13 protein-coding genes and 1 pseudogene are annotated in these 16684 nt (G+C 33.3%); 13 read left to right on the forward strand and 1 reads right to left on the reverse strand.

What is annotated here, in order from left to right; translation table 11 throughout:
- The 6 genes and pseudogenes from V5E38_RS01095 to V5E38_RS01120 all read left to right on the forward strand — a co-directional run bounded on the left by V5E38_RS01095 (nt 1) and on the right by V5E38_RS01120 (nt 6411).
- The gene (locus V5E38_RS01095) at nt 1-1329 is read left to right on the forward strand and encodes an LLM class flavin-dependent oxidoreductase (RefSeq protein WP_499211870.1); all 1329 of its coding nucleotides are present in this window, start codon (nt 1-3) and stop codon (nt 1327-1329) included.
- A gap of 145 nt (nt 1330-1474) precedes the next feature.
- Complete coding sequence (locus V5E38_RS01100) at nt 1475-1756, forward strand: hypothetical protein (protein WP_499211871.1); 282 nt, start codon at nt 1475-1477, stop codon at nt 1754-1756.
- Between the two features lie 334 nt (nt 1757-2090).
- Nucleotides 2091-2762, forward strand: a complete 672-nt coding sequence (locus V5E38_RS01105; RefSeq protein WP_141437794.1) for a response regulator transcription factor — start codon at nt 2091-2093, stop codon at nt 2760-2762.
- 8 nt (nt 2763-2770) lie between these two features.
- Complete coding sequence (locus V5E38_RS01110) at nt 2771-4006, forward strand: sensor histidine kinase (RefSeq protein WP_499211872.1); 1236 nt, start codon at nt 2771-2773, stop codon at nt 4004-4006.
- 448 nt (nt 4007-4454) lie between these two features.
- Nucleotides 4455-4580 (forward strand): annotated as a pseudogene (locus V5E38_RS01115) (FGGY family carbohydrate kinase); the annotation flags it as partial.
- A 184-nt stretch (nt 4581-4764) separates the two neighbouring features.
- Nucleotides 4765-6411, forward strand: coding sequence for a glycerol-3-phosphate dehydrogenase/oxidase (locus V5E38_RS01120; RefSeq protein WP_499211873.1), 1647 nt, complete (start codon nt 4765-4767; stop codon nt 6409-6411).
- 80 nt (nt 6412-6491) lie between these two features.
- Here V5E38_RS01120 and V5E38_RS01125 read toward each other — a convergent pair whose 3' ends face one another.
- Nucleotides 6492-7073 carry a DNA-3-methyladenine glycosylase gene (locus tag V5E38_RS01125; protein WP_499211874.1) on the reverse strand — a complete coding sequence of 194 codons (582 nt, stop codon included), beginning with the start codon at nt 7071-7073 and terminating at the stop codon, nt 6492-6494.
- 218 nt (nt 7074-7291) lie between these two features.
- On the opposite strand from V5E38_RS01125, the gene V5E38_RS01130 reads away from it, so the two are divergent.
- The 7 genes from V5E38_RS01130 (at nt 7292) to V5E38_RS01160 (ending at nt 16595) form a co-directional block, all read left to right on the forward strand.
- The gene (locus tag V5E38_RS01130) at nt 7292-9679 is read left to right on the forward strand and encodes a M6 family metallopeptidase (protein WP_499211875.1); all 2388 of its coding nucleotides are present in this window, start codon (nt 7292-7294) and stop codon (nt 9677-9679) included.
- Between the two features lie 686 nt (nt 9680-10365).
- Nucleotides 10366-11385, forward strand: coding sequence for a Bug family tripartite tricarboxylate transporter substrate binding protein (locus V5E38_RS01135; RefSeq protein WP_499211876.1), 1020 nt, complete (start codon nt 10366-10368; stop codon nt 11383-11385).
- Between the two features lie 63 nt (nt 11386-11448).
- Complete coding sequence (locus V5E38_RS01140) at nt 11449-11901, forward strand: tripartite tricarboxylate transporter TctB family protein (protein ID WP_335447669.1); 453 nt, start codon at nt 11449-11451, stop codon at nt 11899-11901.
- A 45-nt stretch (nt 11902-11946) separates the two neighbouring features.
- On the forward strand, nt 11947-13452 hold the full coding sequence (locus V5E38_RS01145; protein ID WP_420488132.1) for a tripartite tricarboxylate transporter permease: 1506 nt from the start codon (nt 11947-11949) through the stop codon (nt 13450-13452).
- A 67-nt stretch (nt 13453-13519) separates the two neighbouring features.
- On the forward strand, nt 13520-15154 hold the full coding sequence (locus tag V5E38_RS01150) for a sensor histidine kinase (protein ID WP_499211877.1): 1635 nt from the start codon (nt 13520-13522) through the stop codon (nt 15152-15154).
- Nucleotides 15120-15821, forward strand: coding sequence for a response regulator (locus V5E38_RS01155; RefSeq protein ID WP_499211878.1), 702 nt, complete (start codon nt 15120-15122; stop codon nt 15819-15821). The genes V5E38_RS01150 and V5E38_RS01155 overlap by 35 nt, the downstream gene beginning before the upstream one ends.
- A 234-nt stretch (nt 15822-16055) precedes the next feature.
- A complete protein-coding gene (locus tag V5E38_RS01160) occupies nt 16056-16595 on the forward strand; it encodes a GNAT family N-acetyltransferase (RefSeq protein ID WP_499211879.1) in 540 nt (179 codons plus the stop codon).
- Nucleotides 16596-16684: the final 89 nt, after the last annotated feature.

Here is a 16684-nt window from a genome sequence, read left to right on the forward strand (position 1 = left end):
ATGACAGAAAGAAAAAAACTAAAGCTTGGAGCACTAGTTCATGGAGTAGGAGGCAGTATGTCTGGCTGGCGTCATCCAGAGGTTCAAACGGATGCAAGTGTAAATTTTTCCTATTACCAAGAGCAAGTGAAATTAGCTGAGAACGGAAAATTTGATTTAGTTTTTATTGCAGATGGATTATATATAACAGAAAAGTCGATACCACATTTTTTAAATCGCTTTGAACCAATTACCATCTTATCGGCATTAGCAGGAGTAACAAAGAATATAGGCCTAGTTGGTACGCTCTCAACTACTTATAGTGAACCATTTACTGTAGCGAGACAATTCATGTCAATTGATCATATAAGTAATGGGCGTGCAGGATGGAATTTAGTTACTTCTCCACTTGAAGGCTCTGCTAAAAACTATAGTGAAAATGGTCACCCTTCACATGATGATCGATATAAAATTGCAGAAGAGCACTTAGAAATAACTAGAGGTCTATGGGATTCTTGGGAAGATGACGCGTTTGTTCGAGATAAAGAATCAGGTGTATTTTTTGATCCGAAAAAGCTACACAGATTAAATTATGAAGGAAAGTATTTTCAAGTAGAAGGTCCTCTTAATATCGGACGCTCTAAACAAGGTCAACCAGTTGTGTTTCAAGCTGGATCTTCAGAAAGTGGCAAGGAATTAGCTGCTAAAGCTGCTGACGCAGTGTTTACTGGTCATGATAATATACAAGAAGCTAAGCAATTTTATAAAGATGTAAAGGATCGTGCAGTAGCATACGGCAGATCAAAAGATGATATCGTTATTTTCCCTGGTATTGCTCCAATAGTTGGTCAAACCGAAGAGGAAGCAGAGCAAAAATATTTAGATCTTGTTAATTTAACAAGTATTGAAAATGCGTTGGATTATTTAGGTCGTTTCTTTGAGCATCATGACTTTTCTCAATATCCTTTAGATGAACCTTTCCCAGATATTGGTGATTTAGGGAAAAATAGTTTTAGAAGTAATACAGATAAAATAAAGAAAGAAGCGAAAGAAAAAGGATTAACACTTAGACAGGTAGCATTACAAGCTGCTACTCCTAGAAGTTCATTTATTGGCACCCCGGAAAAAATTGCTAATCTAATTCAAGAGTGGTATGAACAGGAAGCAGCTGACGGTTTAATGATTTATTCAGCAATTCCAAGTGCATTAAAGGATTTTACGGAACAAGTCATACCATTATTACAGGAACGAGGAATCTATCGTACAGAATATGAATCGTCTACTTTGAGAGGAAACTTAGGATTACAAATTCCTCAAAATCGTTATATTACTAATCTAGTTAAAAACTAATCTTAAAATTTATCGAAAACCATCTTAGACAGGTGGTTTTTTTATGATTTTTATTCTAAAAAAGTCAAAATTAATTAGTTGTTAAGTAAAAATTAAGGTTTCTATTACATAATTCAATTAATTGAATTTAAGGAGTGGAATCAAGATGGAAGATTTGGAATCAAATTTCGTAGAAAAAAATCAAAAAACGAATTTGAAGAATCGTTCAACTATGGGTGCGTTTTCGCCTAAAGTCATTTCTATTTTATTAGTTATCAATTTAGTAATTGGCATTTTTACGTTAATTGGAGTTGGCTATTTAAGTTATAAAAATAATAATCGAACAGAAATGATGAGAAACTTCCGAAATGGAGGAGGCTTCCCACAAAATGGTGGAGGAGGTTTTTTCAATCAACAACCAGGAGGTTCATCAGGTAGCAGCAATTAAGGAAAAGCCTCAGTTGGTGCACATATTAAGGATTATAAAAACTTTCAAAATACAATCGGTAACCATGAACAAGAAACAGATATACAAATACATTATTAAGCGAATATTCGTACTTAGCTCATTTGGTGGTATGATAAATATAACAAGAATGTATTCAATTTACCTGTTTTTTTATTATCATTAACATTTTCTCTATTAGTTGGGGTGATTTTTTAGGGGGGTTCCTAAAAGAACTTCAAATATGAGGCCAATTCAAGCAGTACGATTTGAATAAAGAAAGGGGAGCGTTGTTATATGATGAACGCTTCTTTTTAGTCTAATGGAGGCAAAAAAAGTGAGAATTTTAGTTGTAGAAGATCATATAGAAGTTTTAAATTCAATCGTTGAATTATTATCAAATGATTTTAAAGTAGATAAGGCGTTAGAAGGGGAAGAAGGCTTTTTCATGGCGATGCAAAACATATATGATGTAATTGTATTAGATGTCATGCTGCCTGAGAAAAATGGTTTTGAAATTGTTAAGGACTTGAGAAAGGTAGGGGTACATACACCAGTTCTTTTCCTAACTGCCAAAGATTCACTAGAAGATCGTGTTGAAGGATTAAACTTAGGAGCGGACGATTATTTAGTAAAACCATTTCAAGGGCCGGAGTTACTAGCAAGAATTTATGCATTACTTAGAAGAAGTGGTAAATTAACAATTGATAGTTCATTGAAGTATCAAGGAATCATTTTAAAAGGAAAAGAGCATCCTGTAGAAATAAATAATGAATCGATTCATTTAACCATCAAACAATATGAGCTACTAGAATACTTCATTCAAAACCAAGGCAAGATTTTAATGAAAGAACAAATTTTTGATAGAATTTGGGGATTTGATTCTGATACGACTGTTGCGATCGTTGAAGTATATGTACATCAGCTCCGAAAAAAACTAGAGCCATTTAATTATGGTAGTATGATTAAGACTGTTAGAGGAATCGGATATATTATGAAAGATGACTAGGTGAAGAGATGTTTAAGAAAACAAAAATTCGATTAACGATAATAAATTCAGTAGTATTTATCTTAATAATTGGAATCCTTTCTTTCATTATTTATTCATATACAAATAATCGTTTATATAAAGAAGTAGATCAATCACTTTTATGGAATATTAATCGTATACAAAATAGTGATAATCCAAATCGTTTACCAATTTCCAATCGAGATCCACGTGTTTTAATGATCATGTGGGATGAAAATAAAAAATTAGTAAATCCCATGCCAGGTATGAATGCGATTATTCTACAAGATGAACTTAAATATCCTACAAAAATAAACGAAATTTATAATGATAAAATCGGTGTTATGAATTATCGAACGATCTCAATTCAGGGTGAGACGAATCGAGGGAAAATTACACTACAAATATTACGAAATATCGACTCGGAGAAGGATTTAGTTGATACATTATTAATCATATTAATCGTTGGTTGGGTTCTGGGAAGTGCATTATCAGTTGTAGCAGGTTATATTTTGGCTGGACGCGCACTCGTACCAATAACAAACGCATGGCAAAAACAACAAGAGTTCGTATCAGACGCTTCACATGAAATTCGAACGCCTTTAACTGTAATCCAATCACGTTTGGAATTATTACTTAGAGAGCCAAGCGCAACAATCGAAGAAAAGGCACAAGACTTTTCAATAATGTTAAAAGAGAATAGGCGTCTTTCAAAACTAGTAGCAAGCTTATTAACCTTAGCTAGATCAGATTCTGGGCAAATACAATTAAATAAAAAAATATTCTCCTTAAATGAATTGTTAGAAGAAGTTGTTTCACACTTCACTGAAATCATATCATTTCAAAATAAAGAAATATTTTTGTCTATTAAAGATACGTATTTTTATTTTGGCGATCAAGAAAGAATTCACCAATTACTTGTGATTTTAATCGATAATGCAATGAAATTTACAAACGAAAATGATACGATTCAAATTAGCTGTAAACAAGTGAAAAATAATTTTTTAATTAAGGTTATAGATAGTGGAGTAGGGATAAAAGAAGAAAACCTTCCTCGAATATTTGACCGTTTCTTCCAAGAAGATGTCTCACGTACATCCAAAAATGGAATTGGACTTGGATTATCAATTGCAAAATGGATTGTTGAAGAACATGGTGGGAAAATCAAAGTTCAAAGTAAAAAAGGAGAAGGCACTAGTTTTGAAGTATCTTTACCGATAATGTCCTCTTCAAAAAACAGTTAAATGCCAAGACATCGTAGCGATTTAATGATGATTTCCTCAAGAAAATAACTTATATTTCCGACATTATTTCCTAAGAAATAACGATAAACTACAATAAATTAAATAAAACAAAAGAATTTAATATAAATGAGAAAATCTACTATATAAAATTAGTGGGTTTTTTTATGTGAAAAAAAATGATGATTTCCAATACAGTACTAGGAATGAAAGGAATCACTAATTATCGAATAGAATATGTATTTAAAAGATTAAATGTAATATTTTGGCCAAGATTTAATAAATGGTGTTTGCAAAAAGCAACTTTCAACTTTTGCAGTTATTAGTTCTTTGATTTAGTTCCTGCTTTTCTGAGATTAAAGTGTGGAAATCAACATTCCTCTTTAAATAGATACTAAGTCGCATTTTTAAATCAAACCTACATAAAATAATAGTAAGGAGGTCATTTGAGATGGAAAAATATATTTTATCACTTGACCAAGGGACGACTAGCTCAAGAGCAATTTTGTTTGATAAAAAAGGTAAGATAGTACATACAGCTCAAAAAGAGTTTACACAATATTTTCCACAGGCTGGAAAAAAGCAGTTAATGCCACTTTAGCATTTAAATAAGTAAACAACATAATTATTTTTTAATTCGAAACTCTAGGACCCTTTCTACATGCAGATGTAATTGTAGCGGTCCTTTTTCATTTTAGATTAATTTCTTTTTGTGTCGCTTTTTAAGACAACTAGAAAATTTGTTGAAGTGAGGTTTTACAATGGAAGAACAATTTTCAAGTTTAAATAGGAAAAGGATTAAGAAAACATTAGCTGAAAAAGAGTTCGATTTATTAGTAATTGGTGGTGGAATAACAGGATGTGGTATTGCACTTGATGCAACTACTAGAGGGATGAGTACGGCCCTAGTTGAGATGCAGGATTTTGCATCGGGTACATCTAGTCGTTCTACTAAGCTAGTTCATGGTGGTTTACGATATTTAAAACAGTATGAATTTAAAATGGTAGCTGAAGTTGGGAAAGAACGTGCAATTGTTTACGAAAATGGTCCACATGTGACTACACCTGAAAGGATGTTACTTCCCATATATAAGGGTGGAACTTTTGGTAAGTTTACTACTTCTATTGGCCTTAGATTATATGACTACTTAGCGGGTGTAAAAAAAGATGAGCGAAAGAAAATGTTAAATCGAAAAGAAACGATAGAAAAGGAGCCATTAGTTAAAAGAGAGGGGCTTAAAGCTGGAGGATATTACGTTGAATATCGAACCGATGATGCTCGCCTTACAATCGAAGTTATAAAAAAAGCAGTTGAACACGGAGCACATGCAATCAATTATGTAGAAGTGACTGATTTTATCTATGAAAATAATAGAATAGTAGGAGTCAAAGCAATTGATTTGATAACGAAAGTACCTTTTACAATTCGGGCAAAGAGGATTGTTAACGCAACTGGCCCATGGGTTGACCAGCTTAGGGAAATGGAACGATTAGAAAGTGATAAAAATCTTAGACTAACAAAAGGGGTTCATTTAGTAATTGATCATAAGAAATTTCCTTTAAATCAGTCTGTCTATTTTGATACGGTTGACGGTCGAATGGTCTTTGCAATTCCAAGAGATGGAAAGACTTATGTTGGTACAACAGATACATTTTTTAATCTAGATACCTCTAATCCAAAAGTAAGTAATGAAGATCGGGAATATATATTAAATTGTGTTCAGTATATGTTTCCAACAATAAAGCTGGAAGATACTGACGTTGAATCAAGTTGGGCTGGCATTCGTCCTTTAATTTTTGAAGAAGGTAAGGATCCTTCTGAAATCTCAAGAAAGGATGAGATTTGGGAATCATCTTCTGGTTTAATTTCTATTGCTGGGGGAAAGTTAACAGGCTATCGGAAAATGGCGGAGACAATTGTAGACCTTATTTCAAAAGATAATGAAAATAGATTTAAAGTATGTCAGACTAAAACTTTACCTATATCCGGTGGCGATGTTGGGGGCTCAAAAGGTTTTAATTATTTTAAAAAACGATTTTCATCTGCTGGGATAGCAATTGGATTAAGTGAATCGGAATATAAAAGATTAAGTAAAATATATGGATCGAATATAGAACATTTAATGAATATATCATTTAGTGAATTGAAAAATGATTCTAATTTTCCACTATCATTATTTTTACAACTAGAATATGGAATTCAAAATGAAATGGTTGTAAAGCCAGTCGACTTTTTTATAAGGAGAACTGGATTTTTATATTTTCAAATTGATCTAGTTAATAAGTATAAAGACGAAGTGATTCGTTATATGGCGAATCGATTAAGTTGGAATAAGTACCAAGTTTTAGAATATCGTTTGGAATTGGAAGAGCAAATAAAAAATGCAGTTTCTTCATCTGATGAATGATATTTAAAAATAGGTTCCGAAATTAAGAAGACCCAGACTGTTTGAAAGCGAGAATTCGTCAACAGCCTGGGGATTTTTTATTATCTTGAAACAAATTTATTTTCCGTAATCCAAAATCTCCATGGATAGTCCCTCGCTTCACCGGTATTTTCAATACCGATTCTAGGTCCACTACTAATATGTTCTGGTTTAATTCCTTCTTTGATGTAAACGGGAGGGAGCCAAATCGGTTTTCCATAAGATTCCATCGTAATATTCAATGCTTTTGTAAGCTTACCTGGTCCATTCGTTAAATTAGAAATGGGTTGATTTTTTCGAAATTCGATCATTTTTTCAATCCCGTCCAAAGGTTCTAGTGCTCTAATTAATATTGCATTAGGAATGCCAACTTCCCCGCAAACAACATTTATTAAGGTATGAGTGTGCATTTGATAAGTATAGATGAATCCTGGCTCATGAAACATAATTTCTGTCCGTTTCGTACGTCGGTTTTGAAAACTATGTGCAGCACGATCATCTGGGCCCATATATGCCTCGGTCTCTACGATCATTCCAGAAAGTTCCAATTCATCAGTACGATGAACTAATATACAGCCTAAAAGCTCCTTTGCTAATTGTAAAGTTGGTTTTAAAAAGAAATCTTTTTTAATTGTCGAATTCATAATAAACTCCTCGAAATTTGATTGATAAAAAGAGAAAATGTATTTTCTTGTCACTGTAATAAGAAATTGTACCTATTCCTAATGTTAAAAAATCATTAAAAATGGATTAAATAGATTAAGTGAACCATTAGAAATTATTCATAATTACTCATTGTACAATACACCTTAAGCTAGTACTATTTAATTTGTTAGAAGATTCTGAAAAGGGGTGTAGATTTATGGCAAGACCATCATACTGGAAGGTATTATCGAGCGTATCACTTGCTGCAGCATTAAGTATGTCCATTTTTTCAACTGGAGTTACTTCAAAAGCAGCAATTCCTACTGAAAGTGAAAGTAAGCAGTTAGTAGAAAGTCCTTATTTAGATTTAAACGTAGTGGATGAAGAAAGATTAGAAAAGGCTTTAAGAGACAGAGGCGTGATCAAAGAATCTGATAGTGCTGAAGTAGCTAAAGAAAAAGTACAAGCATACATAAAAGAAAAACAAGGTGCATATAAAGAGAAAGTTAATGCACAATCAGATTCAAAAATTGCTGATAAACAAAGAGAAACACTAGAAAAACGTAAAGCTCAACTTTTATCACAATTAAATAAAGGACACGAAAACTATAAAAAAGGCAAACCAACTGGTGTAGTAAAAGTTGATTCTGCTAAACAGGCTAGCTATAACGGCGGAGTTCGTGAAGATAAGGTATTAGTAATTTTAACTGAATTCGCTGATTTCAAACATAACAATATTGATAAACAAGATGGGTACATGTACTCTGATGATTTCAGCAAAAAACATTACGAAGACATGCTTTTCGGAGATAAAGAATTTACTTTACACGATGGCTCTAAAGTAAAAACTTTTAAACAATTTTATGAAGAGCAATCTGGTGGGAGCTATACTGTTAAGGGTACAGTTACAAACTGGTTAACAGTTGCTGGTAATGCAGCTGATTATGGCGATGATAGCCCAACTGGTGGACATGATAACTTAGCACCAAAAGGTCCTCGTGATCTAGTTAAAGAATCACTACGTGCTGCAATTAATTCAGGTATTAATTTAGCTGATTTTGATGATCTAGATATTTATGACCTTGATGGCGATGGAAATATTAATGAGCCTGACGGATTAGTGGATCACTTAATGGTTCTTCATGCTGGAACTGGTCAAGAAGCTGGTGGCGGTAAATTAGGAGATAAAGCGATCTGGTCACATCGTTGGACTTTAAATGGAGTAACTACTTTCTCAGGAACAAAATCAAAATCTACAAATTGGAACGGATTGATGGCTGCATATGATTACACAATTGAGCCAGAAGATGGAGCAGTTGGTGTATTCGCTCACGAATTCGGTCATGATTTAGGATTACCAGATGAGTATGATACCGGGTACACTGGAAATGGTGAACCAGTTGCTTCTTGGTCAATCATGAGTGGTGGTAGTTGGAACGGTGCAATCGCTGGTACAACACCTACAAGTTTCTCACCACAAAACAAGGAGTACTTCCAAAAAACTTATGGTGGAAACTGGGCAAATATGACTGAAGTAGACTATAAGGATATTGATGAAAAAGGTATTGCTGCTATTATCGATCAAAGTGTTACTAAATCAAATAATCCAGCGATCATAAAAGTTAACTTACCTAAAAAAGAAGTAAAAAGTAAATTTCAACCTCAATTTGGTGCAAAGTACTACTATAGTACAAAAGGTGATGACCTTCACACTACTATGACTTCACCAGTATTTAATTTAACAGCAGCTACAAATGCAAGCTTCGCTGTAAAAGCAAACTATGAAGTTGAAACTGGTTATGATTATGTAGATGTAAATGTATTAGATGCAGCAACTGGTGCTAAACTTGCAAAAATTGATACGATTGGTGACGAAAACATTGCAGGTGGACTTGATACATCTAAAGGACTTTGGGTAGATAAAGTTTATGACTTATCTGCATTCAAAGGAAAAAATGTAAAAGTTCAGTTTGAATATGTTACTGATGGTGGACTAGCTCCTGAAGGATTTGCTTTCGACGAAGCAAAATTAACTGTTGACGGTGCAGTTAAATTTACTGATGGTGCTGAAGGAACTCCAGCATTTACATTAGACAAAGCAACTGTATCAAATGGTACTGATTTTAAAGATCACTACTACTACTTAGAGTGGAGAAATTATGCTGGCTCTGATAAAGCATTAGAATATGCTCGTGGGGTTAAGTATAATACTGGTTTAGTAGTTTGGTATGGAGATGATAGCTACACAGATAACTGGACAGGTGTTCACCCTGGTGAAGGTTTCTTAGGTGTAGTAGATGCTCATCCAGAGGCTATGGTTGGTACATTAAATGGTAAACCATCCGTATCACAAAGTACTCGTTACCAAGTAGCTGACGCTGCTTTCAGTTACGACAAATCACCTGAATTCTACATTAATTCGCCATCTCGTGGGATCTTTGACTATGATGGACTACCTGGTGTAACAGAATTCAATGATTCAAATAGTTACCAAAATACTTTAATTCCAGATGCAGGAAGAAAAGTACCTAACTACGGCTTAAAATTCCAAGTAATTGGAGAAGCAAAAGATAATTCAGCTGGTGCTGTTTGGATTCATAAGTAAGAAAAAAGAATACGATTCTGATATAATTTCAGACTCGTATTCTTTTTTGTTTTTGTAGACTGGTCGAGAAATGAGTTTTTTTTTAGTCTCTTGGTTAATTTCTATTATAGCTTGTTATGAGTAAGTTAATTTCGAGTTCTAGCTTTTATGGTTCCTCATGAGCCTGTTATGAGTAAGTATTTTTTGAGTTTTAGCGGATCAAGTACCTCATGAACCCGTTATGAGGAAGTAACTTTCAAAAACTAGCGTAAATAGTTCCTCATAAACCCGTTATGAAGAAGTAAATTACAAAATCCAGCATATATAGTTCCTCGTAAACCCGTTATGAGGAAGTAACTTTCAAAAACCAGCGTAAATAGTTCCTCATAAACTCGTTATGAGGAAGTAAATTACAAAATCCAGCGAATCAAGTACCTCATGAACCCGTTATGAGGAGGTAACTTTCAAAAACTAGCGAATCAAGTTCCTCATAAACCTACTATCAGTAAGCAATTTTTTATTATCCCAACTACGCCTCTTTTCCGCCTAAAGGTACCCCAATCGGAGAGTCTTCTTTATCGTGGTTTTTATGAACAAAATGGTTTTAATGGACTTTACGTCTTTAACGTTCATAAAAACTTTTTTCAGAATTATTAAATTATAATACTTGTATTAGAAAGCGTTTTCAAAAAAGGGAGGAACTAAAGGTGAAATTTAAAAAGACTAGTTTGTTTGTAATGACTTCTTTAATCGCTGTGAGTCTTGCAGCATGTAAAAGTAGTAGTGTAACAACAGGAGGCAATAACTCATCTTATCCAAATAAGGCAATTTCGGTTGTAGCACCATCAGGAGCAGGCGGGGGATGGGATTTAACAGCTAGATCGTTCACTAAAGTTTTAAGTGAAACAAAACTTGTTAAGGAACCTATGACGGTAGAAAATAAGCCAGGCGGTGGCGGTACGGTATTCATGGCTGAGTATGCTACACAGGATAAAGCAAATAATGAAAAATTATTTGTAAACTCACCACCTATCATTATTAACAACTTGAAAAAAGAGGGAAATAGTCCTTATGGCTATAAAAATAGTACACCTTTAGCTCAGCTAACTAAGGATTATGGTGCAATCGTTGTAAAGGCTGATTCTAAGTATAAAGATTTAAAATCACTTTTAGAAGATATTAAAAAGAATCCAAAGAACATTACTTTAGCTGGGGGATCTGCTCCAGGGTCAATGGATCATTTAATCGGAATTTTACCTGCTTATAAATACGGAATTGATCCTACGAAAATTAAGTATGTATCCTATGATGGTGGTTCAGAGGCAATTACAGCATTATTAGGTAATAATGCGGATGTCATATCGACCGATGTTTCTAGTACGCTTGAGTTTGTTAAATCAGGTAAAGTTAAAGTTTTAGCAGTAACATCACCTGAACGTTTACAAGGAGATGTATTGTCTGAGTTTCCAACAGCTAAAGAACAGGGCGTTGATGCTGAGTTTATCATTTGGCGTGGGGTTTTTGGACCAGAGAAAATGTCTAAGGATGCATACTCATATTGGGAAAAAACAATTTCAAAATTAGTTGAAACAAAAGAATGGAAAGAAGAAGTAGAAAAGCAAGGCTGGCAGCAGGAATATAAAGATGGTAAAGAATTTAATTCGTTTTTATCAGAACAAGAAACACAAGTTCAAGATTTATTAAAAGCATTAGGAATGAATAAATAGTTGAAATAAAGAAGGGGAAAACACTCCTTCTTTTCCAATACTGAACATAAAGAGGTGAGATACATGAATAAAAAATTTGATCGATTAGCAGCAATCATTTTTCTTATTACAGGTATTACTTTTATTATAGAAAGTCGGAGTATAGCAGCCACTGCTTATGGTAGTGTAGTTGGTCCGAACGTTTTTCCATTTATACTTGGCTGTGCGCTATCTTTATTAAGCTGTAGGTTATTTTACGAAACATTTTCTTATAAGGGAAAAGAAAAGGAAGTAGTTCAATATAATTATAAGCAATTTTTTATCATCCTAGCTTCAGCAATTCTTTATGCACTTTTACTTGAGAAAATCGGTTTTATTATTAGTTCGTTTTTATTCTTAATTGTAGCAATTCAAACAATGGAGCGTGGAAACTGGTTAAAATCACTTTCGATTTCATTAGGTTATTCACTCATTATTTATTTTATTTTCGTCGATGTTTTAAAAGGAACTTTACCAGTTTGGTCAATTTGGTTTTAGAAAATAGAAGGGAGAGTTATTAACTTGAGTACTTTTCAATATTTAATGCAGGGATTTGAAACTGCATTTACATGGTACAACTTATTGTTTGCTTTTGCCGGAGTATTAATTGGTACAGCAGTAGGGGTATTACCTGGTATTGGGCCAATGAGTGGGGTCGCTTTATTAATACCTGTTACTGCTTCTGTAACTGGTTTTTTAGGACCTGAGCAAGCAGCGGGCAGTGCAATTATTTTATTAGCTGGTGTATATTATGGTGCTATGTATGGAGGTTCTACTACTTCAATTCTATTAAACACGCCAGGTGAATCTTCATCGGTAGTGACGACTTTAGATGGCTATCAAATGGCTAAAAAAGGTAGAGCTGGAAGTGCTTTGTCAATCGCCGCAATTGGTTCATTTGTAGCAGGGATTTTTACTCTTATTGCACTGATCGTATTAGCAAAACCATTATCGGCATTAGCAATTAAGTTCGGTCCAGCTGAATATTTTTCATTAATGCTTCTTGGTTTATGTGCAGTAAGTGGACTAGCAGGAAAGTCAGTAACAAAAGCATTAATTATGACGATCTTCGGATTACTACTAGCTACAATTGGAATTGATTCCGTATCAGGCGTTTCTCGTTTTACATATGACATTCCATGGCTATATCAAGGGTTAGAATTTTTAACAGTAGCGGTAGGATTATTTGCGCTAGGTGAAGTATTTAAAACAATTATTGAAAATGAAGTTGAAGATGGTGAGATGGCAAAGATTAATAATTTATTACCATCTAAAGAAGAATTAAAAGAAAGTGTAGCACCGATTGCTAGGGGCTCTGTTTTAGGATTTTTCGTCGGTTTATTACCGGGGGCGGGTGCTATTTTAGCTTCATTTTTCGCTTATATTTTAGAAAAGAAAGTTAGTAAAACGCCAGAAAAGTTTGGAACTGGTACAATTGCTGGAGTTGCATCTCCTGAGTCAGCAAACAATGCCGCATCTGGGGGAGCAATGATTCCTTTATTAACTTTAGGGATTCCAAGTTCAGGAACAACTGCAATCCTAATGGGTGCTTTAATGATGTATAACATACAACCGGGACCACTTCTTTTCGATGAACATCCTGATGTTGCATGGGGGTTAATTGCTAGTATGTTTATTGGTAACGTAATGCTGATTATCTTAAACATGCCTTTAGTAAAAATATTTGCAAAGATTATTCAAACGCCAAAGAAATACTTGTTACCACTAATTGTAGCCATTTCAATATTTGGTGTTTATGCCGTACAAGTATCTGTAAATGATTTACTTCTATTAATAGCATGTGGTATTTTTGGATATTTCCTTTCTAAAAATGATTTTCCAATCGCACCACTAGTATTAGGTATCGTTTTAGGACCAATGATTGAGAATAATTTAAGAAGAGCTTTAACGGTATCAAATGGTGATTATAGTATTTTCTTTACTCATCCTATTTCATTAGTATTTTTAATAATTGGAGTACTTTGGATTCTTATTCCAATTATTATTAAATTGAAGGGTAAAGAAGTAGTTATTAATGTAGAAGCTTAAATTTCTAACAAAACTCCTTTAACAAAAGGAGTTTTTTGATTATTATAAAAATATAAGGAGAAATTTTATGCGTTTACATTATAAGTTAATGATCTTTATTTCTGTTCTCATTTTAGTTATTAGTAGTGTTTTTGAAATAGTATCTCAAGAAATGTTTCTAAAAAACCTTAAACATGAAAAGGGATTAAAGGCTTTAGCTATTTCTCAAACAGTGGCAAATATGCCAGAAGTTCGTAAAGCATTTTTAAGTGAAAATCCATCTGGGATCATTCAGCCGATCGTTGAACAAATCCGAAAGAAAGTTGGAGCGGAATTTATCGTTGTTGGGAATAAAAATGAAGTACGTTATTCACATCCAAACCGATTCCTAATCGGGAAGAAAATGGTTGGAGGAGATAATGATAAAGTATTTAAGGGACAAGAAATCGTATCGGAATCGACTGGTACACTCGGTCCTTCTTTAAGAGGAAAAACTCCTATTTTTGATGATAATGGTAGCGTAATTGGAGTTGTTTCTGTAGGCTACTTAATAAAAGATATCGACCATGAGGCACAAGCGTTTAGTAAAAAACTAATAAAAAATAGTATTGTCATCTTACTTCTTGGAATAGGAGTAGCATTTTTAATTTCATTTAATATAAAAAAATCGATCTTCGGATTGGAGCCGAAAGAAATTGGAAGGATGTACAAAGAAAAACACGCAATTTTGGAATCGATTCATGAAGGGATTATTGCGATTGATGAATACGGAGAAATAACGGTAGTTAATGAAAATGCTCATAAAGTACTTTCTATTCCAAATAATTTAAAGCTTAGAGGATTAAAAATAGAAGACGTATTGCATAATTCGCATCTGAAGAAAGTAGTTGAAACAGGTCAGCCAATTTATGATTTAGAGTTTTTAATAAATGAAAAAGTAATGATTATTAATTGTATACCGATTGTTGGAGTGAATTCTAAAATTGTTGGAGCAGTAACAACCTTTAGGGAAAAATCCGAATTGAATAAATTGCTAAATGAACTATCGCAAATAAAAGCATATTCAGAAGGCCTGAGAGCTCAGGCACATGAATATTCAAATAAGTTGCATACCATCTTAGGTTTAATACAGCTTGAATCCTATCAAGAAGCGATTGAATTAATTTCAAAGGAATCAAATATTACTCAAAATATTATCCATTTTATTATGGAAGAAATTTCAGACCCAGTTGTTGCAGGACTTCTTTTAGGAAAAATAAGTTTAGCTAATGAGTTAAAAGTAGACTTTAACATTGATTATAATAGTAGTTTTGCAGATGTCCCAAAAGAAATAAATAGGGAAGACTTAATAACAATAATCGGAAATCTATTAAATAACGCATTCGATGCAGTATTAGAAACAAATAAATCAGAAAAGCTTGTTTCACTATTTCTTACTGATTTAGGTAAGGATTTAGTGATTGAAATTGAAGATAATGCAAATGGTATCCCTGAGGAATTAATCGATGAGATTTTTGAATATGGTATTTCTACTAAGGAGCAATCTAAAAACTCAGGGATCGGACTTCACCTAGTCCAGAGATTGCTCCATAAATTAAACGGACAAATTACTTTTCATTCAAACGAACATGGGGGAACTACATTTATTGTTGCCATTCCGAAACGCCAAAAGGAGAGTAACAGATACGATGAAAAAGAATTTAATAGAAGTGTTAATAGTTGAAGATGATAGTAGAATTGCAGAAATTCATCAGCGATTTATTGAAAGAATAGAAGGGTTTAGTGTAATTGGTATTGCGACAAATTATCAAGATGCTGTTGATTTAATTGAGATTCTAAAGCCGCAGCTAGTATTATTAGATGTTTATTTTCCGGATATGAATGGTTTAGATTTTTTACAATGGATGAAGAAAAATTCAATTTTGGCAGATGTTATTATGATTACAGCTTCCAAAGAAATCGAATCAGTTAATAAGGCCTTACATTATGGTGTATTTGATTTTATTATTAAGCCAGTCATTTTTGATCGTTTTAAAAAGTCTCTAATTCGTTATGTAAATCATTCAAATAAAGTACAAAGCCTACAATCCAAAAGTGCTTATCTAACTCAGGAAGAAATAGATGGTTTAATCGGAAAAAATAATTCGATGATTGAAGAGCAAAGTATATACCCTAAAGGTATTGATAAGCTTACTTTAGATAAGGTGTTATTTGTGATAAATGAAGTTCATAACGGTATGACTGCTGAGAATATAGGACTGGAAATTGGCGTTAGTCGTACTACTGCCCGGAGATATTTAGAATATCTAGTATCTGAAGGAAAAGTATTAGCGGATTTAGCGTATGGAACGATTGGTAGGCCAGAAAGAGTATATTTGATAAAAAACTAGATTATTTGATAGTAAAGTTTACTTAATGACTATGACAAACCTAACATTTCTGTAACAAGAATTGAGAAAAATCATGAAAAGAGAATCAGCTAAACGCTTGGTATACAAGCGTTTTTTTATGTTTTTTACAAATTTATGACAATGTGAGTTTACTAGAGTCTAGCTTTTGAAAGCGTTGAAAACCTTCTATTTGTTATATAAAATATACTTTGCAAGAACTACGGAGGGATAGGTATGAAAATACGTTTATTAACTAAAGAAGATGCTGAAATCTATCTTAATATTCGTTTAGAAGGTTTAAAAGAGAATCCTGAAGTTTTTATTACAACTATGGACGAAATACTTGATCAAGATGACCCTATTGAATACAAAGCAGAAATATTGGATCAAGATAAAAACTATACGATCGGTGCATTTACTGACAAAGGTCAATTAATTGGAGTAGCAACTTTAAAAACATTTGAAAAAGTTAAAGCAGAGCATAAAGGAAAAATTGAGTCTGTCTATGTTTCTCCTAGCGCTCGAAAAATGGGGGCAGGCTATCTTTTAATTGAAGAAGCGATCCACTTAGCAAAAAGCTTTGGACTTGAACAACTTACATTAAATATCGTAGAAGGTAATGAAACATCAAAAAAACTGTATGAAAAACTAGGATTCAAAACATTTGCTAAAACACCTAATAGTTTAAAATTTAACAATGAATATTGGGACCAGGAGCATATGATGCTTACGCTAATTGCAGGAAATGCTGAAGATGCAGGGAAAGCGGGATAAGCAAGTATAGCAGGAATGGAAATTAGCTAAATACCGACTTTAACAAAAAAAGTTTACCTAAATTGTCATTCGATCTGACAATAAAGGTA

The organism is Rossellomorea sp. GAMAL-10_SWC (assembly GCF_049568075.1).
Classification (GTDB): domain Bacteria; phylum Bacillota; class Bacilli; order Bacillales; family Bacillaceae_G; genus Gottfriedia.

What these genes read in the sequence shown, in the direction of transcription:
- V5E38_RS01100 (WP_499211871.1), top strand. Translation starts at nt 1,475, where the DNA reads ATGGAAGATTTGGAATCAAATTTCGTAGAAAAAAATCAAAAAACGAAT.
- V5E38_RS01110 (WP_499211872.1), top strand. Translation starts at nt 2,771, where the DNA reads ATGTTTAAGAAAACAAAAATTCGATTAACGATAATAAATTCAGTAGTA.
- V5E38_RS01155 (WP_499211878.1), top strand. Translation starts at nt 15,120, where the DNA reads ATGAAAAAGAATTTAATAGAAGTGTTAATAGTTGAAGATGATAGTAGA.
- V5E38_RS01140 (WP_335447669.1), top strand. Translation starts at nt 11,449, where the DNA reads ATGAATAAAAAATTTGATCGATTAGCAGCAATCATTTTTCTTATTACA.
- V5E38_RS01150 (WP_499211877.1), top strand. Translation starts at nt 13,520, where the DNA reads ATGCGTTTACATTATAAGTTAATGATCTTTATTTCTGTTCTCATTTTA.
- V5E38_RS01145 (WP_420488132.1), top strand. Translation starts at nt 11,947, where the DNA reads ATGCAGGGATTTGAAACTGCATTTACATGGTACAACTTATTGTTTGCT.
- V5E38_RS01120 (WP_499211873.1), top strand. Translation starts at nt 4,765, where the DNA reads ATGGAAGAACAATTTTCAAGTTTAAATAGGAAAAGGATTAAGAAAACA.
- V5E38_RS01160 (WP_499211879.1), top strand. Translation starts at nt 16,056, where the DNA reads ATGAAAATACGTTTATTAACTAAAGAAGATGCTGAAATCTATCTTAAT.
- V5E38_RS01095 (WP_499211870.1), top strand. Translation starts at nt 1, where the DNA reads ATGACAGAAAGAAAAAAACTAAAGCTTGGAGCACTAGTTCATGGAGTA.
- V5E38_RS01130 (WP_499211875.1), top strand. Translation starts at nt 7,292, where the DNA reads ATGGCAAGACCATCATACTGGAAGGTATTATCGAGCGTATCACTTGCT.
- V5E38_RS01125 (WP_499211874.1), bottom strand. Translation starts at nt 7,073, where the DNA reads ATGAATTCGACAATTAAAAAAGATTTCTTTTTAAAACCAACTTTACAA.